This window comes from Paracoccus marinaquae, assembly GCF_018860165.1.
Taxonomy (GTDB): domain Bacteria; phylum Pseudomonadota; class Alphaproteobacteria; order Rhodobacterales; family Rhodobacteraceae; genus Paracoccus; species Paracoccus marinaquae.
Genome location: NZ_JAHKNG010000030.1, coordinates 1 through 16,678 on the forward strand (window position 1 = coordinate 1; position 16,678 = coordinate 16,678).

A 16,678-nucleotide genomic window follows, 5' to 3' on the forward strand; every position below is an offset into this window, starting at 1 on the left:
TCGACGGTTGGGAAACCCTTTCTCAGCCGATCGAGCCGTGCGCCCTTGACCGCGCCGCCTGACGCGGCCATCCATCACATGCTCGGAGATGCCGCCGACGAATTTCCACCAGATACGCGACACCACCCTCGGCTCGGTCATGCTGCTCTGAGCGGCGATCGAAATGGAGTGGAAAACTGTTGCCGGCGTCGAAACAGAGCAAGCGCGGCATAACTCGGAGGGGTCATGAAAGACATTGCATTCTGGCCGGGCATATCTGGCAGGGCGGCATTGGTGACAGGCGCATCCTCGGGTCTGGGTGCGCATTTTACCCGGGTGCTGGCCGCACAGGGCGCCCATGTCTGCGCCGCCGCGCGCCGCACCGAACGGGTCGAGGCGCTGTGCGCCGAGTTGCGTGGCAAGGGCTATCAGGCGACGCCGCTTGCGCTGGATGTCAGCTCGGCTGCGGCTGTCAACGACGCCCTCTCTGGTCAGGTCTTCGATCTGGTCGTCAACAATGCCGGAGTCTCGCATTCCTGCGCCGCACTGGACCTGAACGCGCAAATGCTGGACAGCGTGATCGATACCAACCTGAAGGGCGTCTTTCATGTCGCGCAGGTCACCGCGGCAGCGATGCGCGCCAGTGGCAAACCGGGGGCCATCGTCAATGTCGCCTCGATCCTTGGCTCGCGCGTCGCGGGCCATGTCGCGGCCTATGCGGCGTCCAAGGGCGCCGTGCTGCAACTGACCCGCGCGCTGGCGCTGGAATGGGCGCGATATGACATTCGGGTCAATGCGCTCAGCCCCGGCTATATCGAGACCGAGTTGAACCGCGATTTCTTTGCCTCTGACCTGGGGCAGGCACTGATCCGGCGCGTGCCGCAGCGGCGGCTGGGCCAGCCTAGCGATCTGGATGGGGCGCTGCTGTTGCTGCTGTCGGATCTGGGCGGGTTCATCACGGGCGCCGATATCGTCGCCGATGGCGGCCATCTTGTTTCATCCCTGTAGGAGGCAGCCATGGATTTCCGCATTCCCCCTCACGTCGAAGATTTTCGTGCCCGCATCGCATATTTTGTCGATACCGAGATCCTGCCGGTCGAGGCGGATCGCGGCCTGTGGGACAGCCACGGTAATATCGGCCGGCCCGCACTTGCCACGCTGCGCGACAGGGCCCGCGCCGAAGGTCTGTGGTGTTTGCAGCTTCGCCGCGAAAACGGTGGGCAGCAGCTTGGCCGCACCGGCATGGCGGTCTGCTACGAGGAGATGAACCGCTCGATCTTCGGGCCGGTCGTGTTCAACGCGGCCGCGCCTGATGACGGCAACATGATGGTGCTGGAGCAGGCTGCGACCGAAGCGCAGAAGGATCGCTGGCTGCGCCCCATCGCGGACGGCACGGTCAGTTCCGCCTTTGCGATGACGGAACCCGCCCCGGGGGCCGGGTCGGATCCCGGCATGATGCAGACCCGTGCGGAAAAGCGCGGCGACAAATACGTGCTGCGCGGGCGCAAATGGTTCATCACCGGGGCCGAGGATGCCAGCCATTTCATCGTCATGGCCCGCACCTCAGACGACCCGCGGCGCGGTCTGACGGCCTTTCTGCATCACCGCGACGAGCCCGGCTGGCATATCGAACGCCGCATCCCGATCATGGGTCCCGAGGAACATGGTGGCCATTGTGAGATCGTCTATGACGGCCTCGAACTGCCCGCCGACCGCATGCTGCTGGGCGAAGGTCTTGGCCTGAAAGTGACCCAGATGCGCCTCGGCCCCGCCCGGTTGACCCATTGCATGCGCTGGCTCGGGCTGGCCAAGCGCTGCACCGAAATCGCCCGCGATCATGCCGAACGCCGCGAAGGCTTTGGCATCCGGTTGGCCGACCGGGAAAGCACCCAGATCAAGATGGGCGATTTGGCGATGGGGATCGAGATCGGCCGCCTGCTGGTGATGAAGGCCGCATGGGCGCTGGACCAGGGCGATTTCGCCCGCAAAGAGGTCTCGATGGCGAAAATCCATGTCGCCAACCTGCTGCACAAGGCGGCGGATATCGCGATCCAGATCAACGGGGCACGCGGCTATTCGACCGATACACCGCTGGAATGGATCTACCGCTATGCGCGGCAGGCGCGTCTGGTCGACGGCGCGGATGAGGTGCACCAGATGGTGCTGAACCGCCTGCAATCAGGCGACCCGCAAAACTTCTGGCGTTGGCCGGTGGCAGAGGGTTGATCCGTCCCTGAGGAAAGCGTCAAGTCCGGGAGGAGCAAGGATGTCTGACCAAGCCGATCTGGGGGTCCGAGCCGCCGATTTCGAGGCGCTGACGCCGCCGAGTTTCCTGCGCCGCGCGGCAGAGGCCTATGCTGCCCGCGCCGCCGTCGCATGGCGCTGCCGGCATCCCGACATCCCGCTGGCCGCAGTCATCGCCGCGCCCGATCCGAAATGGGGTGAAACCTCATGGGTCTTATGGGCCTTTGCCGAGGCAAGGGCCGGATCCACACCCGCCCCCGGTGCGCGGGACGCCCTTTGTGGCCGGCATCTGCCGGGGTTCAAACGGCCGCGGAATTCCATTCTTGGTCCCCTGCCCAAAGCGGCCACCGGGAAGATCCAGAAATTTGTGTTGCGCGATATCGCGCGGGAGATGCTCGATGGAGCATGATCTTGATCTGACAGCGCTTGAACGCTGGTTGTCGCAGAAACTGCCGGGTCAGGCGGCTCTGCATGTCACTCAGATATCGGGTGGCCAGTCGAATCCGACCTACCGGCTGGATTATGGCTCCGAACGGCTGGTCCTGAGAATCAAGCCGGCCGGCCCGCTGCTGCCCGGCGCCCATGCCATCGAGCGTGAATTTCGCGTGATGCATGCCCTCGGTGCCGCCGAGGTGCCGGTACCAACGGTCCGCTGGCTCGAGGAGGACAGGACCATTCTTGGCCGCCCGTTCTACGTGATGGATTGGTTGGATGGCCGGGTCTTCCCGGATGCCAGCATGCAGGGCGTCAGTCACGATGCACGGCGCGAGATGTATCTCGATTCCGCGCGCAGCCTCGCGAAGCTGCATGCGGTGCGTCCCGAGACCATCGGGCTTGGGGACTATGGTCGACCGGGAAACTATTTCGAGCGTCAGATCGCGCGCTGGTCGCGCCAATGCCGCGAGTCCACCGGCCCGCGCATTCCGGCACTGGACGAGTTGACTACCTGGGTGACGCAGCATTGCCACGCCGATGACGGGGCCGTCGCCATCAGCCATGGCGATTTCCGCGTCGGCAACATAATGTTCCACCCGACCGAGCCGCGCGTCATCGCCGTCCTTGATTGGGAGCTTTCGACCCTGGGCCATCCGCTTGCCGATCTGGGCTTCTGCGCCATGCCCTGGAACACCGCGCCCGATGAATATGGTGGGCTTCTGGGGACGGACTGGGCCGCAGACGGCATTCCCACGCTGGACGAATTTGTGGCGGAGTATCAGCGCCACGCCATCACCGACCTGCCGCTGACCCGCTTCCACCTGGCCTTCGCCCTGTTCCGCTTTGCCGCGATCTTCGTCGGCATCGCCGACCGCGCCCGCTGTGGCAACGCCACCTCGGCCGAAGCAGCCAAGCTTGCGCCCCTGGCCGAACGCTTTGCACAACGCGGGCTGGATATCGTGGAACGGTCGGGTCAGCAGCGGCGAGCAGGATTGCTTTGGACCCCATGATCGCGGAGTGAGCCGACTGGGTCGGTGGCCTCTCCCTCGGCATTCTCTGTTCGAGGGTTGCGTCAGATTGGCTGGCGCCGAGCCTCAAGAATGGGGGAGAGACCACATGCAGGATCGCAGGTTCATCGGGCATGATGTCCACAAGGCGACGATTTCGGTCGCGGTTGCGCAGGGCGAAGTTTCAAGGCCGTGGACGACTGCCGCGTGGGTCAGGATCATCTTGATGACGCCGATGTCGATACCCAGTGTGACCGGCCCGGCGCCCTGATCGGCTCGTTTCCGGCCGTACTCAATCAGCATCTGCCGGTTGAGTTGACCGATCTTCTCACTGCCCAGATCGCGTTTGAGAGCCGCGAGTGTCGCAGCCTTGCTTCGGCGCGGCGATTTCCCTACCTCGCAGATATCGGCTATATGCAGATTGTTCAGGTCACCAAAGGTCTGGAGGCGAGCAGCGGACGAAGTATTCGGTGCCAGTCCTTGATCAACGCGGGTCTCCGCTTGGCGCGCCCAACGATGGGCGTCGTCACGGCGGAGGAAGGTCTCGCTCGCGCAGCGGCCCTTTCGTCTGATCTGGACCCGGCAGGTGCCGGAGGGGAGTTTGGTGATGGAGGCCATTTTCCTGTGCGCTCTGTGTGCAATGAGTCGTCGCAAAGGGGCGAATTAAGGGATATCAGGGCAAAGTCCGGCGTAGGGGCGAGGCTTGCCAACAAACTGACGATAAAATAGAAATGCAAATAAATCAAAATTCTACGCTAAGTGTGGCGCCGATGATGGACTGGACCGACCGGCTCTGTCGTGACCTCCACCGGATGATGTCCCGCCATGCCCTGCTTTACACGGAAATGGTGACCGCGCCGGCGATCATCCATGGCAACCGGACGCGGCTTCTGGACTATGATGCGGCCGAGCATCCGGTGGCGCTGCAACTTGGCGGATCGGATCCGGACGAGTTGCGCGAGGCGACCCGGATTGCCTCGGACTGGGGCTATGACGAGATCAACCTGAATGTCGGCTGCCCCAGCGACCGGGTGCAGTCGGGCTGCTTCGGCGCGGTGCTGATGAAGACCCCGGATCTGGTTGCCGATTGCGTCGCCGCGATGATGGCGGTCAGCCCGGTCGAGGTGACGGTGAAATGCCGCATCGGCGTGGACGATCAGGACCCGGCGCAGATCCTGCCGGGTTTCATCGCCCGCATGCGCGAGGCCGGTGTGCGCCGCATCGCCATCCACGCCCGCAAGGCCTGGCTTCAGGGCCTCAGCCCGCGCGAGAACCGCGAGGTGCCGCCGCTCGACTATCCGCTGGTTCATACGATGAAACGCGAATTCCCAGATCTGCATCTGTCGGTCAACGGAGGCATCGCCAGTCTGAACGAGGCGCGGGCACATCTGCAGGTCATGGACGGGGTGATGATCGGCCGCGCGGCCTATCACCAGCCTTGGGGCATTCTGGGAGGGGCGGATCTGCTGTGGGATGCCGAGCCGCCCTTTTCCTCGCCACGGGACGTGGCTGTGGCGATGCGGCCCCGGATCGAGGCGCATCTGCGCGCGGGCGGACGGCTGCATCAGTACAGCCGGCACATGCTGGGCCTGTTTCATGGCCAGCCCGGCGCGCGCGGCTGGAAGCGCATCCTGTCCGAGGGCGCTTCGAAAGGCGGGATCGAGGTCTATGACGCGGCGCTGGCGCAGGTGACGCGGATTGCGGCATAGGCCGGTTTCGCACTGGCGGGCGGCCCGCGGCCGCGCTAATCCCATACAGCATGAGCGATCTTGTTCTTCCTGTCCTGACCCTTCTGGCGACCGGCGCCTTCGCGGGCGTCCTCGCCGGGCTGCTGGGCGTGGGCGGAGGCATCGTCCTGGTGCCGGCCTTCCTGCTGGTATTCACCCAGGCCGGCTATGACGGCCCCGAGGTCATGCGCATGTGCCTGGCGACCTCGCTGGCCACGATCATCGTCACATCGGTGCGCTCGGTGCTGGCGCATCATCGCAAGCGGGCGGTGGACTGGCAGATCCTGAAGGGCTGGGCGCCGGGCATCGGGCTTGGCGCGCTGGCCGGGGTGCTGACGGTGGGGGCGCTGCGCACCCAGATGCTGCAGATCATCTTCGCGGTCCTGGTCATCATCATCGCCAGCTTTATGGCCCTGTCGCGGCCGCATTGGCGGCTGGCCGACGAAATGCCCAGGGGCCTGCGCCGGGTGCTGATCTCGCCGCTGATCGGCTTCTTCTCGGTCCTGCTCGGCATCGGCGGGGGCAGTATCGGCGTGCCGCTGATGACGCTGCACGGCCTCCCGATCCATCGTGCGGTGGCTACGGCGGCGGGGTTCGGGGTGCTGATCGCCGTCCCCTCGGTCGCGGGATTCCTGCTGCTGCCCATCGAAAACGCGCCGCCCTATACGGTCGGCTCGGTCAATCTGCCGGTCTTCCTGCTGACGATCAGCATGACGCTGATCACCGCGCCCATCGGGGCGGCGCTGGCCCATCGGACCGATGCCGCGCGCCTCAAGCGTTATTTCGCCTTCTTCCTGTTCCTGGTCGCGCTGAACATGCTGCGCAAGACCCTGGCCGGCTGAGCCGCCTGGCCCTCGCGCTCTTTCCAAATACCTCGGGGGGCGCCGCGTCAGCGGCGGGGGGCAGAGCCCCCCTGACCGGCGGCCTTCTCGGCAGCCTTGGCCCGATCCCACAGCCGGTCCATCTCGGCCAGGTCGCTGTCCTCGGGGCGCCGGCCCTCGGCGGCCAGCGCCGCCTCGATGGCCCGGAATCGCCGGGTGAATTTCGCATTCGCCCGGCGCAGGGCCAGTTCCGGGTCGATCTTCAGATGCCGGGCCAGATTGGCCATCACGAAGACCAGATCCCCGAACTCCTCCTCAAGGGCCTCTGCGTCCAGCTGCGCCCGCGCCTCGACCAGTTCGGCCGTCTCCTCGCGGATCTTGTCCAGCACATCGCCCGGCCCCGGCCAGTCGAAGCCGACCCGCGCCGCGCGGTTCTGCAGCTTGACCGCGCGGGTCAGCCCCGGCAGCCCCAAGGCCACCCCGTCCAGCGTGCCGCGTTCGGCCTTGCCGGCGCGTTCCTTCGCCTTGATCGCCTCCCAGTCCCGCACCTGCTGCTCGGCCGACTTGTCGCGGCTCTCGTCGCCGAAGACATGCGGATGGCGGAAGATCAGCTTGTCGCTGATGGCCGCCGCGCAATCGGCGAAATCGAACATGCCGGCCTCGGTCGCCATCTGGGCGTGAAACACCACCTGCAGCAGCAGGTCGCCCAGCTCGCCCGGCAACTCGTCCCAAGCCTCGCGGGTGATCGCGTCCTCGACCTCATGCGCCTCCTCGATGGTATAGGGGGCGATCGAGGCGAAATCCTGCTCGACATCCCAGGGGCAGCCGGTTTTCGGATCGCGCAGGGCGGCCATGATCCCGATCAGGCGCAGGATCTCGGCCGCCGGGTCGCGCGGCGCCCGGGCTTGTGCTGGGACGGGCATCGGATCGGCCATTGCAATTTCCCTCGTGGCGGGTCCAGAAGGGTTCCGACTGCCACAGCCCGAGGCCCGAGTCCACATGCCCGTCCTGAACCGCATCGCGGATTTCGCCGATCAGATGACCGAATGGCGCCGGCACCTGCACCGGCATCCCGAACTGGGCTTCGACTGCCATGGGACGGCGGGCTTCGTCGCCGAGCGGCTGCGCGACTTCGGCGTGGACGAGATTCACGAGGGGATCGGCAGGACCGGCATCGTGGCCATCATCCATGGCCAGGGGGCGGGGCCAACCATCGGCCTGCGGGCCGACATGGACGCGCTGCCCATGCAGGAGGAGACGGGGCTGGACCATGCCTCGACCGTGCCCGGGCGCATGCATGCCTGCGGCCATGACGGGCACACGACGATGCTGCTGGGGGCGGCGAAATACCTGGCCGAGACGCGGAATTTCGCCGGTCGCGCGGCGCTTATCTTCCAGCCGGCCGAGGAGGATGGCGGCGGCGGCGACGCCATGGTGCGCGACGGCATGATGGAGCGGTTCGAGATTGCCCGCGTTTTCGCCATGCATAACAGCCCTGGGCAGGAGGCCGGAAGCTTCGTCACCACGCCCGGTCCGATCATGGCTGCGGTCGACAATTTCGAGATCCATCTGAAGGGGCGCGGCGGGCATGGCGCCATGCCGCATCTGACCGCCGATCCGGTGGTCGCCGCGGTTGCCGTGGTCAGCGCCATCCAGACCATTTCCAGCCGCAACCATTACGCGCTGGACGATCTGGCCCTGTCGGTCACCCAGATCCATACCGGCAGCGCCGACAATATCGTGCCCGACACCGCCTATATCTGCGGCACCATCCGCACCTTCGCCCCGCATGTCCGCGAGATGGTGCATCGGCGTCTGGGCGAGATCTGTGCCGGGCAGGGCGCGGCCTATGACGTGGCCGTGCAACTGGACCTGGTGGAGGGCTATCCGGCCACCGTCAACGACCCCGCCGAGACCGCCTTCGCGGCCGAGGTCGCGCGCGAACTGGTCGGCGAGGCGCGCGTCTTCGACGATGCCGGGCGCGAGATGGGGGCCGAGGATTTCAGCTATATGCTGGAGGCCCGGCCCGGCTGCTATCTGTTCCTCGGTCAGGGCGAGGGGCCGGGCGTGCATAATCCGGGCTATGATTTCAACGACGAGATCGCCCCCGTGGGCGCCAGCTTCTTCGCCCGGCTGGTCGAACGTGCCCAGCCCGTCGCGCGCTGAGTCCCGATCACGAAGCCGTGGAAGGCCCTTGCGATCCCGCCCGGTCACGCTTTCTTGCCAAGGGCCGGCGGCGCGGATAGGTTGCGCGCCGAATTGACCGGGACCGGCGCCTCCGCTCCGCTCCGACAGCCAAGAGGATAACCCATGTTCGTCACCCCCGCCTATGCTCAGGCCGCCGGTTCCGGCGGGACTGCCGCCTTCGCGCAGTTCATCCCGCTGATCCTGATCTTCGCGATCATGTATTTCCTGATGATCCGGCCGCAGCAGAAGCGGGTGAAACAGCATCGCGCGATGGTCGAGGCGCTGAAGAAGGGCGACCAGATCGTGACCCAGGGCGGCATTCTGGGCAAGGTCACCTCGGTGCGCGACGACGAGGTGGAGGTCGAGATCGCCACCGGCGTGAAGGTGCGCGTGGTGCGCGCGACCATTTCGCAGGTCCTCAGCCGGACCGAGCCGGTCGCCGCCAACAACTGAGCCGCCAGCAATAACGAAGGGCGACCGCCGCCATGCTTCAGATCGACCGATGGAAGCGCATCCTGATCATCGGGATCTGCCTTCTGGGTCTGGCCTATGCCATGCCCAACCTGTTCTACAAGCGCGTCGAGGCGCATAACGACGCCGTCGCCACCATCGAGAAGACCGGCGTGACCACGCCGGAACTGATCGCGGCCCGGGACGGCTGGCCGGGCTGGCTGCCCAGCGGGCTGGTCAATCTGGGCCTCGACCTGCGCGGCGGCGCGCATCTTCTGGGCGAGGTGCAGGTGGCCGAGGTCTACAAGGCCCGGATGGATGCGCTCTGGCCCGAACTGCGTCGCGCGCTGGCCGATGAGCGGGCCACCCTCGGCGCCGTGCGCCGCGCGATCGCGCCCGAAGGCGTGCTGAAGATCGAGATCGGCAATGCCGACCAGTTGCCCCGCGCGGTCGAGATCGTGCGCGGCTTTTCCGATCCGGTGACGACGCTCAGCGGGGCAGGGCAGTCGAGCCTCGATATCCGCGCCGAAGGCAATGCCGTCACCATCCAGCTGTCCGAGGCCGAAAAGGCCGTCACCGACGACCGGACCATCCAGCAGAGCCTCGAGATCGTCCGCCGCCGCGTCGACGAGGTCGGCACGCGCGAGCCGACGATCATGCGCCAGGGATCGGACCGGATCCTGATCCAAGTGCCGGGTATCGGCTCGGCCGCCGAGCTGAAGGCGCTGATCGGCACCACCGCCAAGCTGACCTTCAATTCCGTCCTGGGCACCGGTGGCGACCCGGATGCGCGGGTCGGGCCGGGGCAGGTGGTGCTGCCGGCCGCCGATCAGGAAGGTGTCTATTACACGATCGATGACAGTCCGGTCGTGACCGGCGAGGAACTGACCGACGCGCTGCCCTCGACCGACCAGAACGGGATGCCTTCGGTCGATTTCCGCTTCAACCCCTCGGGCGCGCGCAAGTTCGGCGCCTATACCAGCGCCAATGTCGGCCAGCCCTTCGCCATCGTGCTGGACGATCAGGTGATTTCGGCCCCGGTGATCCGGCAGGCGATCACCACCGGTTCGGGGCAGATTTCCGGCTCGATGGATTTCGCCGAGGCGAACCGGCTGGCCGTGCTGCTGCGCGCCGGCGCGCTGCCGGCGGAACTGACCTTCCTCGAGGAACGCACCATCGGCCCCGAACTGGGGCAGGACAGCATCGACGCGGGCCGGGTCGCCTCGGCCGTGGGCTTTGTCGCGGTGATCGCGCTGATGGTGCTGTCCTACGGGCTTTTCGGCGTCTTCGCCTCGATCGCGCTGGCGATCAACATGGGGATGATCTTTGGCGTGCTGTCGATGATCGGCGCCACCCTGACCCTGCCCGGCATCGCCGGGATCGTGCTGACCATCGGCATGGCGGTGGACGCCAACGTGCTGGTCTTCGAGCGGATCCGCGAGGAGTTGAGGACCGCCCGCGGCCCCGCCCGGGCGATCGAGCTGGGCTATGAAAAGGCCATGTCGGCCATCGTGGACGCCAATATCACCACGCTGATCATCGCCGCGATCCTGTTCGTGCTGGGCTCGGGTCCGGTCAAGGGCTTCGCGGTGACGCTGACCATCGGCATCGTCACCTCGGTCTTCACCGCGCTTTGGGTCACGCGGCTGATGACGGTGACTTGGTTCGAACGCGCCCGCCCGCGCCAGATCGAGGTGTGACATGGCTTTCCGTCTGAAACTGGTTCCCGACCACACCGAATTCGACTTCTTCCGCTGGCAATGGCTGACCGTCGGCATCTCGGCCGCGATGATGCTGGCCTCGGTGGTGCTGCTGCTGCTCAACGGGCTGAACTTCGGCATCGATTTCAAGGGCGGCACCACGATCCGCACCGAATCGACCCAGGCCGTGGATGTCGGCGCCTACCGCGAGGCCCTGCAGCCGCTGGGGCTGGGCGACGTGGCGATCACCGAGGTTTTCGACCCGACCTTCGGCCCCGAGCAGAATGTCGCGCAGGTCCGCATCAGCGCCCAGGAAGGCACCGAAGCGGTCACACCCGAGACCATCGCCGCGGTCGAGGCCGCGTTGCAAGAGGTCGATTCCTCGATCACCTTCCCGTCGGTCGAATCGGTCGGTCCCAAGGTCTCGGGCGAGTTGATCCAGACCGCGATCTATGCGGTGCTGGTCTCGCTGGCGGCGATATCGGTCTATATCTGGCTGCGCTTCGAATGGCAGTTCGCGGTGGGTGCCATCGTCTCGCTGGCCCATGACGTGCTGGTCACCATGGGCGTGTTCGCCCTGTTCCAGATCAAGTTCGACCTGACCACCATCGCCGCGCTGCTGACCATCGTCGGCTATTCGATCAACGATACCGTCGTGGTCTTCGACCGGCTGCGCGAGAACCTGATGAAATACAAGCAACGCCCGCTGCGCGACCTGATGAACCTGTCGGTGAACGAGACGCTGAGCCGTACGGTGATGACCTCGGGCACGACGCTGGTGGCGCTGATCGCGCTGCTGGTGCTGGGGGGCGACGTGATTCGCGGCTTTGTCTTCGCGATCACCTTCGGGATCCTGATCGGCACCTATTCCTCGGTCTATGTGGCCAAGAACGTGGTGCTGTGGCTGGGGGTCAAGCGCGACTGGTCGAAGAAGACCAAGGACGACGCCTCGCCCTTTTCGGGCGCCGAGGCCCCCTGATGGCGATGGAGCCGACCGATTTCGGCGGCGCCGTGCCGGTGGACGGCTATGGCCCCGGCTTCTTTCGCGTCGGCGGCAAGGTGATCCACGGCCCGGTCCTGATCGACCGGCGGGGCGGCCGCGAATGGGGCGGGCTTGACGACATCGCCGCGCTGCTGGCGCTGTCCGGGCAGGTCGATGTGCTGTTCCTCGGCATGGGGGAAGAGATCGCGCACCCGCCCAAGGCGCTGGTCGCGGAACTGGATGCCGTCGGCGTGATGGTCGAGGCGATGGCCTCGCCCGCCGCCGCCCGCAGCTTCAACGTCACCCTGTCCGAAGGCCGCCGGGTCGCCTGCGCGCTTCTGCCGGTATGAGCCTGCTTGCCGTCCACGATCTTGCCGTCTCGCGCGGCGGTCTGCGGACGGTCGAGGGTGTCTCGTTCACGCTGAGGGGCGGCGAGGCGCTGATCCTGCGCGGCCCGAACGGCATCGGCAAGACGACGCTTCTGCGCACCGTCGCGGGCCTTCAGCCGCCCACCGAGGGCGGGGTCGAGATGGCCGAGGATGCGGTGGCCTATGCCGCCCATGCCGACGGGCTGAAGGCGGCGCTGACGGTGACCGAGAACCTGCGCTTCTGGTCGGCGGTGTTCGGCGGCGGTCCGGTCGGCCCGGCGCTGGCGGCGATGGATCTGGCCGCGCTGGCGGACCGTCCGGCGGCGGCGCTGTCGGCGGGGCAGAAGCGGCGGCTGGGGCTGGCGCGGCTCATGGTGACGGGCCGGCCGCTCTGGGTTCTGGACGAGCCGACCGTATCGCTGGATGCGGACTCGGTCGCGCGCTTCGCCTCCGTGGTGCGGGCGCATCTGGCGGGCGGCGGGGCGGCGCTGATGGCCACCCATATCGACTTGGGGCTGGACGAGGCGCGGGTGCTGGATCTGACACCCTATCGCGCCCGGCCGGGCAGGGCGGTCAGGCCCGCCGGGTTCAACGAGGCCTTCGCATGACCCCGCGGCGCGGCGCAAAGGCCGGCTGCCGGTCGCGGGTGGGGGCGCCATGATCGCCCTGCTGAAACGCGATCTTGCGCTGGCGGTGCGCGCCGGTGGCGGCTTTGGCCTCGGCGTTGCCTTCTTCCTGATCCTCTGCGCGCTGGTGCCCTTTGGCGTCGGCCCGGAGACCAGCGCCCTGCGCCCCATCGCGCCCGGCATCCTCTGGGTCGGGGCGCTGCTGTCCTGCCTGCTGTCGCTGGACCGGATCTTCGCGCTGGACCACGAGGACGGCAGCCTCGATCTGCTGGCCACGGCGCCGATCCCGCTGGAGGGGGCGGTCGCCGTCAAGGCGCTGGCCCATTGGGTCACCACCGGGTTGCCGCTGATCGCCGCCGCGCCGCTGTTCGGCATTCTGCTGCACCTGCCGGGGCAGGCCGTGCCCTGGCTGATCGCCTCGCTGCTGATCGGAACCCCGGCGCTGTCGATGCTGGGGGCCTTTGGCGCCGCGATCACCGTCGGCCTGCGCCGGGGCGGTCTACTTTTGTCGCTCTTGGTTCTGCCGCTCTATATCCCCACGCTGATCTTCGGGACCGAGATCGTCCGCCGGGGCATGGAACAGGGCAGCACCGCGACGCCGCTGCTGTTCCTGGCCGGGATCACGGCGGGCGTCCTTGCGCTGGTACCTTTTGCCGCAGCCGCCGCCCTGCGCGTGAACCTGCGTTGATGTGACTTGAGCCGGGCCCCCGCCGAAGCTAGGGAAACCATATGTCGATCTGGGAATACGCCAACCCCGTCAAGTTCATGCGCACGTCGGGCGCGATCCTGCCCTGGGCGGCGGGCGCGGCGGCGATCTGCACCACCGGCGGGTTGCTGTGGGGGTTCCTGACGCCCGAGGATTACAAGCAGGGCTCGACCGTCAAGATCGTCTTTCTGCATGTGCCGGCGGCGATGATGGCGATCAATATCTGGGTGATGATGCTGGCGGCCTCGCTGATCTGGCTGATCCGGCGCCACCATGTCAGCGCGCTGGCGGCCAAGGCCGCCGCCCCCGTCGGCGCGGTGATGACGCTGATCGCGCTGGCCACCGGGGCGGTCTGGGGCCAGCCGATGTGGGGGACATGGTGGGAATGGGATCCGCGCCTGACCAGCTTTCTGATCCTGCTGCTGTTCTATATCGGCTATATGGCGCTGTGGTCGGCCATCGACGACCCCGACAGCGCCGCCGACCTGACCGGGGTGCTGTGCCTCGTCGGTTCGGTCTTTGCGATCCTGTCGCGCTATGCGGTGCTGTTCTGGAACCAGGGGCTGCATCAGGGCGCCTCGCTGTCGGTCGCCCCGGGCGAGCGGATGAGCGCGGTCTATCGCTATCCGCTCTACCTGACCATGCTGGGCTTCTTCCTGCTGTTCCTGACGCTGCTGCTGATCCGCACCAGGACCGAGATCAGGCGCCGCCGGCTGGCCGCGCTGCAGGCAAGGGAGATGCGCGCATGATCGAGCTGGGAAAATACGCGGGCACGGTGCTGGCCGCCTATGGTGTCTCGCTGGCGCTGCTGGCCGGGCTGGTCTGGCAGAGCATCGTCGCCAATGCCCGGGCCCGCCGCGATCTGGAAAGGCAGGAAAAGAATGGCTAGGATTTCACCGCTTGTCGCCCTTCCGCCGCTGATATTTGCGGCCATGGCCGGCGTGTTCCTGTGGGGCATGGGCCGCGAGGATCCGACCGGTCTGCCATCGACCATGATCGGGCGCGAGGCGCCGCCGGTGCCGCAGACGACGCTGCCCGGCAAGACGCAACTGACCGATGCGATGCTGCGCGAGCCGGGGGTGAAGCTGGTGAATTTCTGGGCCAGTTGGTGCCCCCCCTGCCGGGCCGAGCATCCGACGCTGATGGAACTGTCGAAGCAGATGCCGGTCTATGGCGTCGATCTGAAGGACCCCGAACCGAATGCACAGGCATTCCTGGACGAAGGCGGCGATCCCTATCATGCGCAGGCGACCGATCCCAAGGGCCGCGCCGCCATCGACTGGGGCGTGACCGCCCCGCCCGAGACCTTCATCATCGACGGCGAGGGCAAGGTGCTGTTCCGTTTCGCCGGCCCGCTGGTGCGCGAGGATTATACCAACCGCTTCCTGCCGGAACTCGAGAAGGCGCTGGCCGCCCAGGAATGACCGGACTTGCGCCCGCCGGTTGCGCGGGACAGACTGACCTCATCCAAAAATAATCCATGGGGAGGTCAGTCATGACACGGATCAGCCTTGTTACCGCATTGCTGCTGGGCAGCGCCGCGGTCTTGCCCGTATCCGCGCAACAGGCGGCGGATGCGATCGCGCCGGAAGCCGCCACCTCGGAGACGGGTGCCGATGCCTTCGCCGGCCTCAGCGAGCGGGCACGGGCCGCGATGGAGGCCAAGCAGGCCGGAACGCCGGTGACGGCGCCGAACTGGATGGTGTCGGCCGCGCATCCGCTGGCGGTCGAGGCCGGGGCGAAGGTGCTTGAGGCCGGGGGCAGCGCGGCCGATGCGATGGTCGCCGTGCAGGTGGTGCTGGGGCTGGTCGAGCCGCAGAGCAGCGGCCTTGGCGGCGGTGCCTTCCTGGTCTGGTACGATGCCGCCACGGGCGAGATGACCACGCTGGACGCGCGTGAAACCGCGCCGGCCGCGGCGACGCCGACGCTGTTCCAGAACGAGGCGGGCGAGCCCCTGGAATTCATGTCGGCGGTGGTCGGCGGCCGGTCGGTCGGCATTCCCGGCACGCCCGCGCTGCTGGAAGAGGCGCAGCGCCGCTGGGGCCGCGCCAACTGGGGCAGCCTGTTCGCCGATGGCATCCGGCTGGCGGAAGAGGGTTTCACCGTCACCCCGCGCCTCGCCGAACTGGTCGCGGGCGAGGGTGAGGCGCTGCAGGCCGATCCGGCCACGCGCGACTATTTCTTTCCCGGCGGCCAGCCGATCGCGGCCGGCGCGACGCTGACCAATCCGGGTTACGGCCATGTCCTGCGGCGGCTGGCGGCCGAGGGCAGCCGGGCCTTCTACAGCGGCCGGATCGCCGCCGATATCGTCGCGGCGGTGCGCGGCGCCGACTGGAATCCGGGCGTGATGGCGCTGGAGGATCTGGCGCGCTATCGCGTCGTCGAGCGTCCCCCCGTCTGCGTCGAATACCGCGAACACGATGTCTGCGGCATGGGCCCGCCCTCGTCGGGCGCGCTGAGCGTGGGGCAGATCCTCGGGCTTCTGGGCGGGTATGATCTGGCGGCGCTCGGGGCCGAGAACCCGGAAAGCTGGCGGCTGATCGGGGATGCCTCGCGGCTGGCCTTCGCGGATCGCGGCCGCTACATGGCCGACAGCGATTTCGTGCCGATGCCGACCGAAGGGCTGGTGGCGCCGGATTACCTGGCCGAGCGCGGCAAGCTGCTGGCCGGCGACGATGCCCTGCCCGAGGTCAGCGCGGGCGCGCCCGGCTGGTCGCATGCGATGCTGTGGGGGCAGGACAGCGCGATCGAACTGCCCTCGACCACGCATATCTCGATCGTCGATGCCGAGGGCAACGCGCTGTCGATGACCACCACCATCGAGAACGGCTTCGGCTCGCGGCTGATGACCAACGGCTTCCTGCTGAACAACGAGCTGACCGATTTCAGCTTCGAGACCCATGACGCCGCCGGCTATCCCATCGCCAACCGGGTCGAGCCGGGCAAGCGGCCGCGGTCCTCAATGTCGCCCAGCATCGTGCTGAAGGAGGGCAGGCCGGTTCTGGTGATCGGCTCGCCCGGCGGCAGCCGGATCATCGGCTATGTCGCCAAGGCGATCATCGGCTATCTGGACTGGGGGATGGACGTGCAGCAGGCCATCGCCCTGCCGAATATCCTGAACCGGTTCGGGCCGATGGATGTCGAGGCGGGCACGGCGGCGACCGGACTGAGCCAGGCCCTGACCGATCTGGGCTTCGAGGTCAGCGAGCGCGAGTTGAATTCCGGCCTGCAGGGCATCGCCATCACGCCCGAGGGGCTGTCGGGCGGGGCCGATCCGCGCCGCGAGGGGATCGCGCTGGGCGGCTGAGCGCGGGCGCGCAACGCCTGCGTGCGTTGCCCGGGGCGGCGCAACGGGCTGACCGCGCCGGAACGCCAGCAATTGCTGGCTTTCCGGCTGCACGGCGCGTGCACCGGGAAGGCACCGGGCGTGCACAGCCTGTACACCG

The 16,678-nt window shown here is 67.3% G+C and carries 19 protein-coding genes; 17 read left to right on the forward strand and 2 right to left on the reverse strand.

All coding sequences use genetic code 11. The features are described from left to right. The first annotated feature begins 225 nt into the window (after positions 1–225). The 4 genes from KNW02_RS14680 to KNW02_RS14695 are packed head-to-tail and all read left to right on the forward strand — an operon-like array spanning position 226 to position 3,668. Complete coding sequence (locus KNW02_RS14680; protein WP_216034035.1) at positions 226–987, forward strand: SDR family NAD(P)-dependent oxidoreductase; 762 nt, start codon at positions 226–228, stop codon at positions 985–987. Positions 988–996: 9 nt separating this feature from the next. After that, positions 997–2,205, forward strand: coding sequence for an acyl-CoA dehydrogenase family protein (locus KNW02_RS14685; protein WP_216034036.1), 1,209 nt, complete (start codon positions 997–999; stop codon positions 2,203–2,205). A gap of 40 nt (positions 2,206–2,245) precedes the next feature. Further along, complete coding sequence (locus tag KNW02_RS14690) at positions 2,246–2,632, forward strand: hypothetical protein (protein WP_216034037.1); 387 nt, start codon at positions 2,246–2,248, stop codon at positions 2,630–2,632. Next, positions 2,622–3,668 carry a phosphotransferase family protein gene (locus KNW02_RS14695; protein WP_216034038.1) on the forward strand — a complete coding sequence of 349 codons (1,047 nt, stop codon included), beginning with the start codon at positions 2,622–2,624 and terminating at the stop codon, positions 3,666–3,668. Before KNW02_RS14690 ends, KNW02_RS14695 begins: the two co-directional genes overlap by 11 nt. A gap of 84 nt (positions 3,669–3,752) precedes the next feature. Here the strand turns inward: KNW02_RS14695 and KNW02_RS14700 are convergent, their stop codons facing one another. Further along, positions 3,753–4,283 (reverse strand): hypothetical protein, encoded by a 531-nt coding sequence (locus KNW02_RS14700; protein WP_252733916.1) that lies wholly within the window; start codon positions 4,281–4,283, stop codon positions 3,753–3,755. Positions 4,284–4,396: 113 nt separating this feature from the next. Between KNW02_RS14700 and dusA the strand changes: the two genes are divergently transcribed. Both dusA and KNW02_RS14710 read left to right on the forward strand, forming a co-directional pair. Further along, positions 4,397–5,374, forward strand: coding sequence for a tRNA dihydrouridine(20/20a) synthase DusA (gene dusA, locus KNW02_RS14705; protein ID WP_216034039.1), 978 nt, complete (start codon positions 4,397–4,399; stop codon positions 5,372–5,374). Positions 5,375–5,424: 50 nt separating this feature from the next. Further along, positions 5,425–6,234, forward strand: coding sequence for a sulfite exporter TauE/SafE family protein (locus KNW02_RS14710; protein ID WP_216034040.1), 810 nt, complete (start codon positions 5,425–5,427; stop codon positions 6,232–6,234). A 47-nt stretch (positions 6,235–6,281) separates the two neighbouring features. On the opposite strand, the gene mazG is transcribed toward KNW02_RS14710, so the two are convergent. Next, positions 6,282–7,136, reverse strand: a complete 855-nt coding sequence (gene mazG, locus KNW02_RS14715; protein ID WP_252733922.1) for a nucleoside triphosphate pyrophosphohydrolase — start codon at positions 7,134–7,136, stop codon at positions 6,282–6,284. A gap of 76 nt (positions 7,137–7,212) precedes the next feature. On the opposite strand from mazG, the gene KNW02_RS14720 reads away from it, so the two are divergent. From KNW02_RS14720 to ggt, 11 genes are all read left to right on the forward strand, one after another. After that, a complete protein-coding gene (locus KNW02_RS14720) occupies positions 7,213–8,379 on the forward strand; it encodes a M20 aminoacylase family protein (RefSeq protein WP_216034042.1) in 1,167 nt (388 codons plus the stop codon). Positions 8,380–8,523: 144 nt separating this feature from the next. Further along, positions 8,524–8,853, forward strand: coding sequence for a preprotein translocase subunit YajC (yajC, locus tag KNW02_RS14725; RefSeq protein WP_216034043.1), 330 nt, complete (start codon positions 8,524–8,526; stop codon positions 8,851–8,853). Between the two features lie 32 nt (positions 8,854–8,885). After that, positions 8,886–10,550, forward strand: coding sequence for a protein translocase subunit SecD (gene secD / locus KNW02_RS14730; RefSeq protein ID WP_216034044.1), 1,665 nt, complete (start codon positions 8,886–8,888; stop codon positions 10,548–10,550). 1 nt (position 10,551) lies between these two features. Next, complete coding sequence (gene secF, locus KNW02_RS14735; protein ID WP_216034045.1) at positions 10,552–11,529, forward strand: protein translocase subunit SecF; 978 nt, start codon at positions 10,552–10,554, stop codon at positions 11,527–11,529. After that, a complete protein-coding gene (locus tag KNW02_RS14740) occupies positions 11,529–11,882 on the forward strand; it encodes an Mth938-like domain-containing protein (protein ID WP_216034046.1) in 354 nt (117 codons plus the stop codon). Before secF ends, KNW02_RS14740 begins: the two co-directional genes overlap by 1 nt. Further along, positions 11,879–12,508 carry a heme ABC exporter ATP-binding protein CcmA gene (gene ccmA / locus KNW02_RS14745; protein WP_216034047.1) on the forward strand — a complete coding sequence of 210 codons (630 nt, stop codon included), beginning with the start codon at positions 11,879–11,881 and terminating at the stop codon, positions 12,506–12,508. Before KNW02_RS14740 ends, ccmA begins: the two co-directional genes overlap by 4 nt. Positions 12,509–12,557: 49 nt before the next feature. Then, positions 12,558–13,214 (forward strand): heme exporter protein CcmB, encoded by a 657-nt coding sequence (ccmB, locus tag KNW02_RS14750; RefSeq protein ID WP_216034048.1) that lies wholly within the window; start codon positions 12,558–12,560, stop codon positions 13,212–13,214. Between the two features lie 41 nt (positions 13,215–13,255). Continuing rightward, the gene (gene ccmC, locus KNW02_RS14755) at positions 13,256–13,981 is read left to right on the forward strand and encodes a heme ABC transporter permease CcmC (protein WP_216034049.1); all 726 of its coding nucleotides are present in this window, start codon (positions 13,256–13,258) and stop codon (positions 13,979–13,981) included. Continuing rightward, positions 13,978–14,121 carry a heme exporter protein CcmD gene (gene ccmD / locus KNW02_RS14760; protein WP_216034050.1) on the forward strand — a complete coding sequence of 48 codons (144 nt, stop codon included), beginning with the start codon at positions 13,978–13,980 and terminating at the stop codon, positions 14,119–14,121. Before ccmC ends, ccmD begins: the two co-directional genes overlap by 4 nt. Continuing rightward, a complete protein-coding gene (locus KNW02_RS14765; RefSeq protein WP_216034051.1) occupies positions 14,114–14,656 on the forward strand; it encodes a DsbE family thiol:disulfide interchange protein in 543 nt (180 codons plus the stop codon). Before ccmD ends, KNW02_RS14765 begins: the two co-directional genes overlap by 8 nt. 71 nt (positions 14,657–14,727) lie before the next feature. Continuing rightward, positions 14,728–16,539: a gamma-glutamyltransferase gene (ggt, locus tag KNW02_RS14770; RefSeq protein ID WP_252733919.1), complete on the forward strand. Its 1,812-nt coding sequence runs from the start codon at positions 14,728–14,730 to the stop codon at positions 16,537–16,539. Positions 16,540–16,678: the final 139 nt, after the last annotated feature.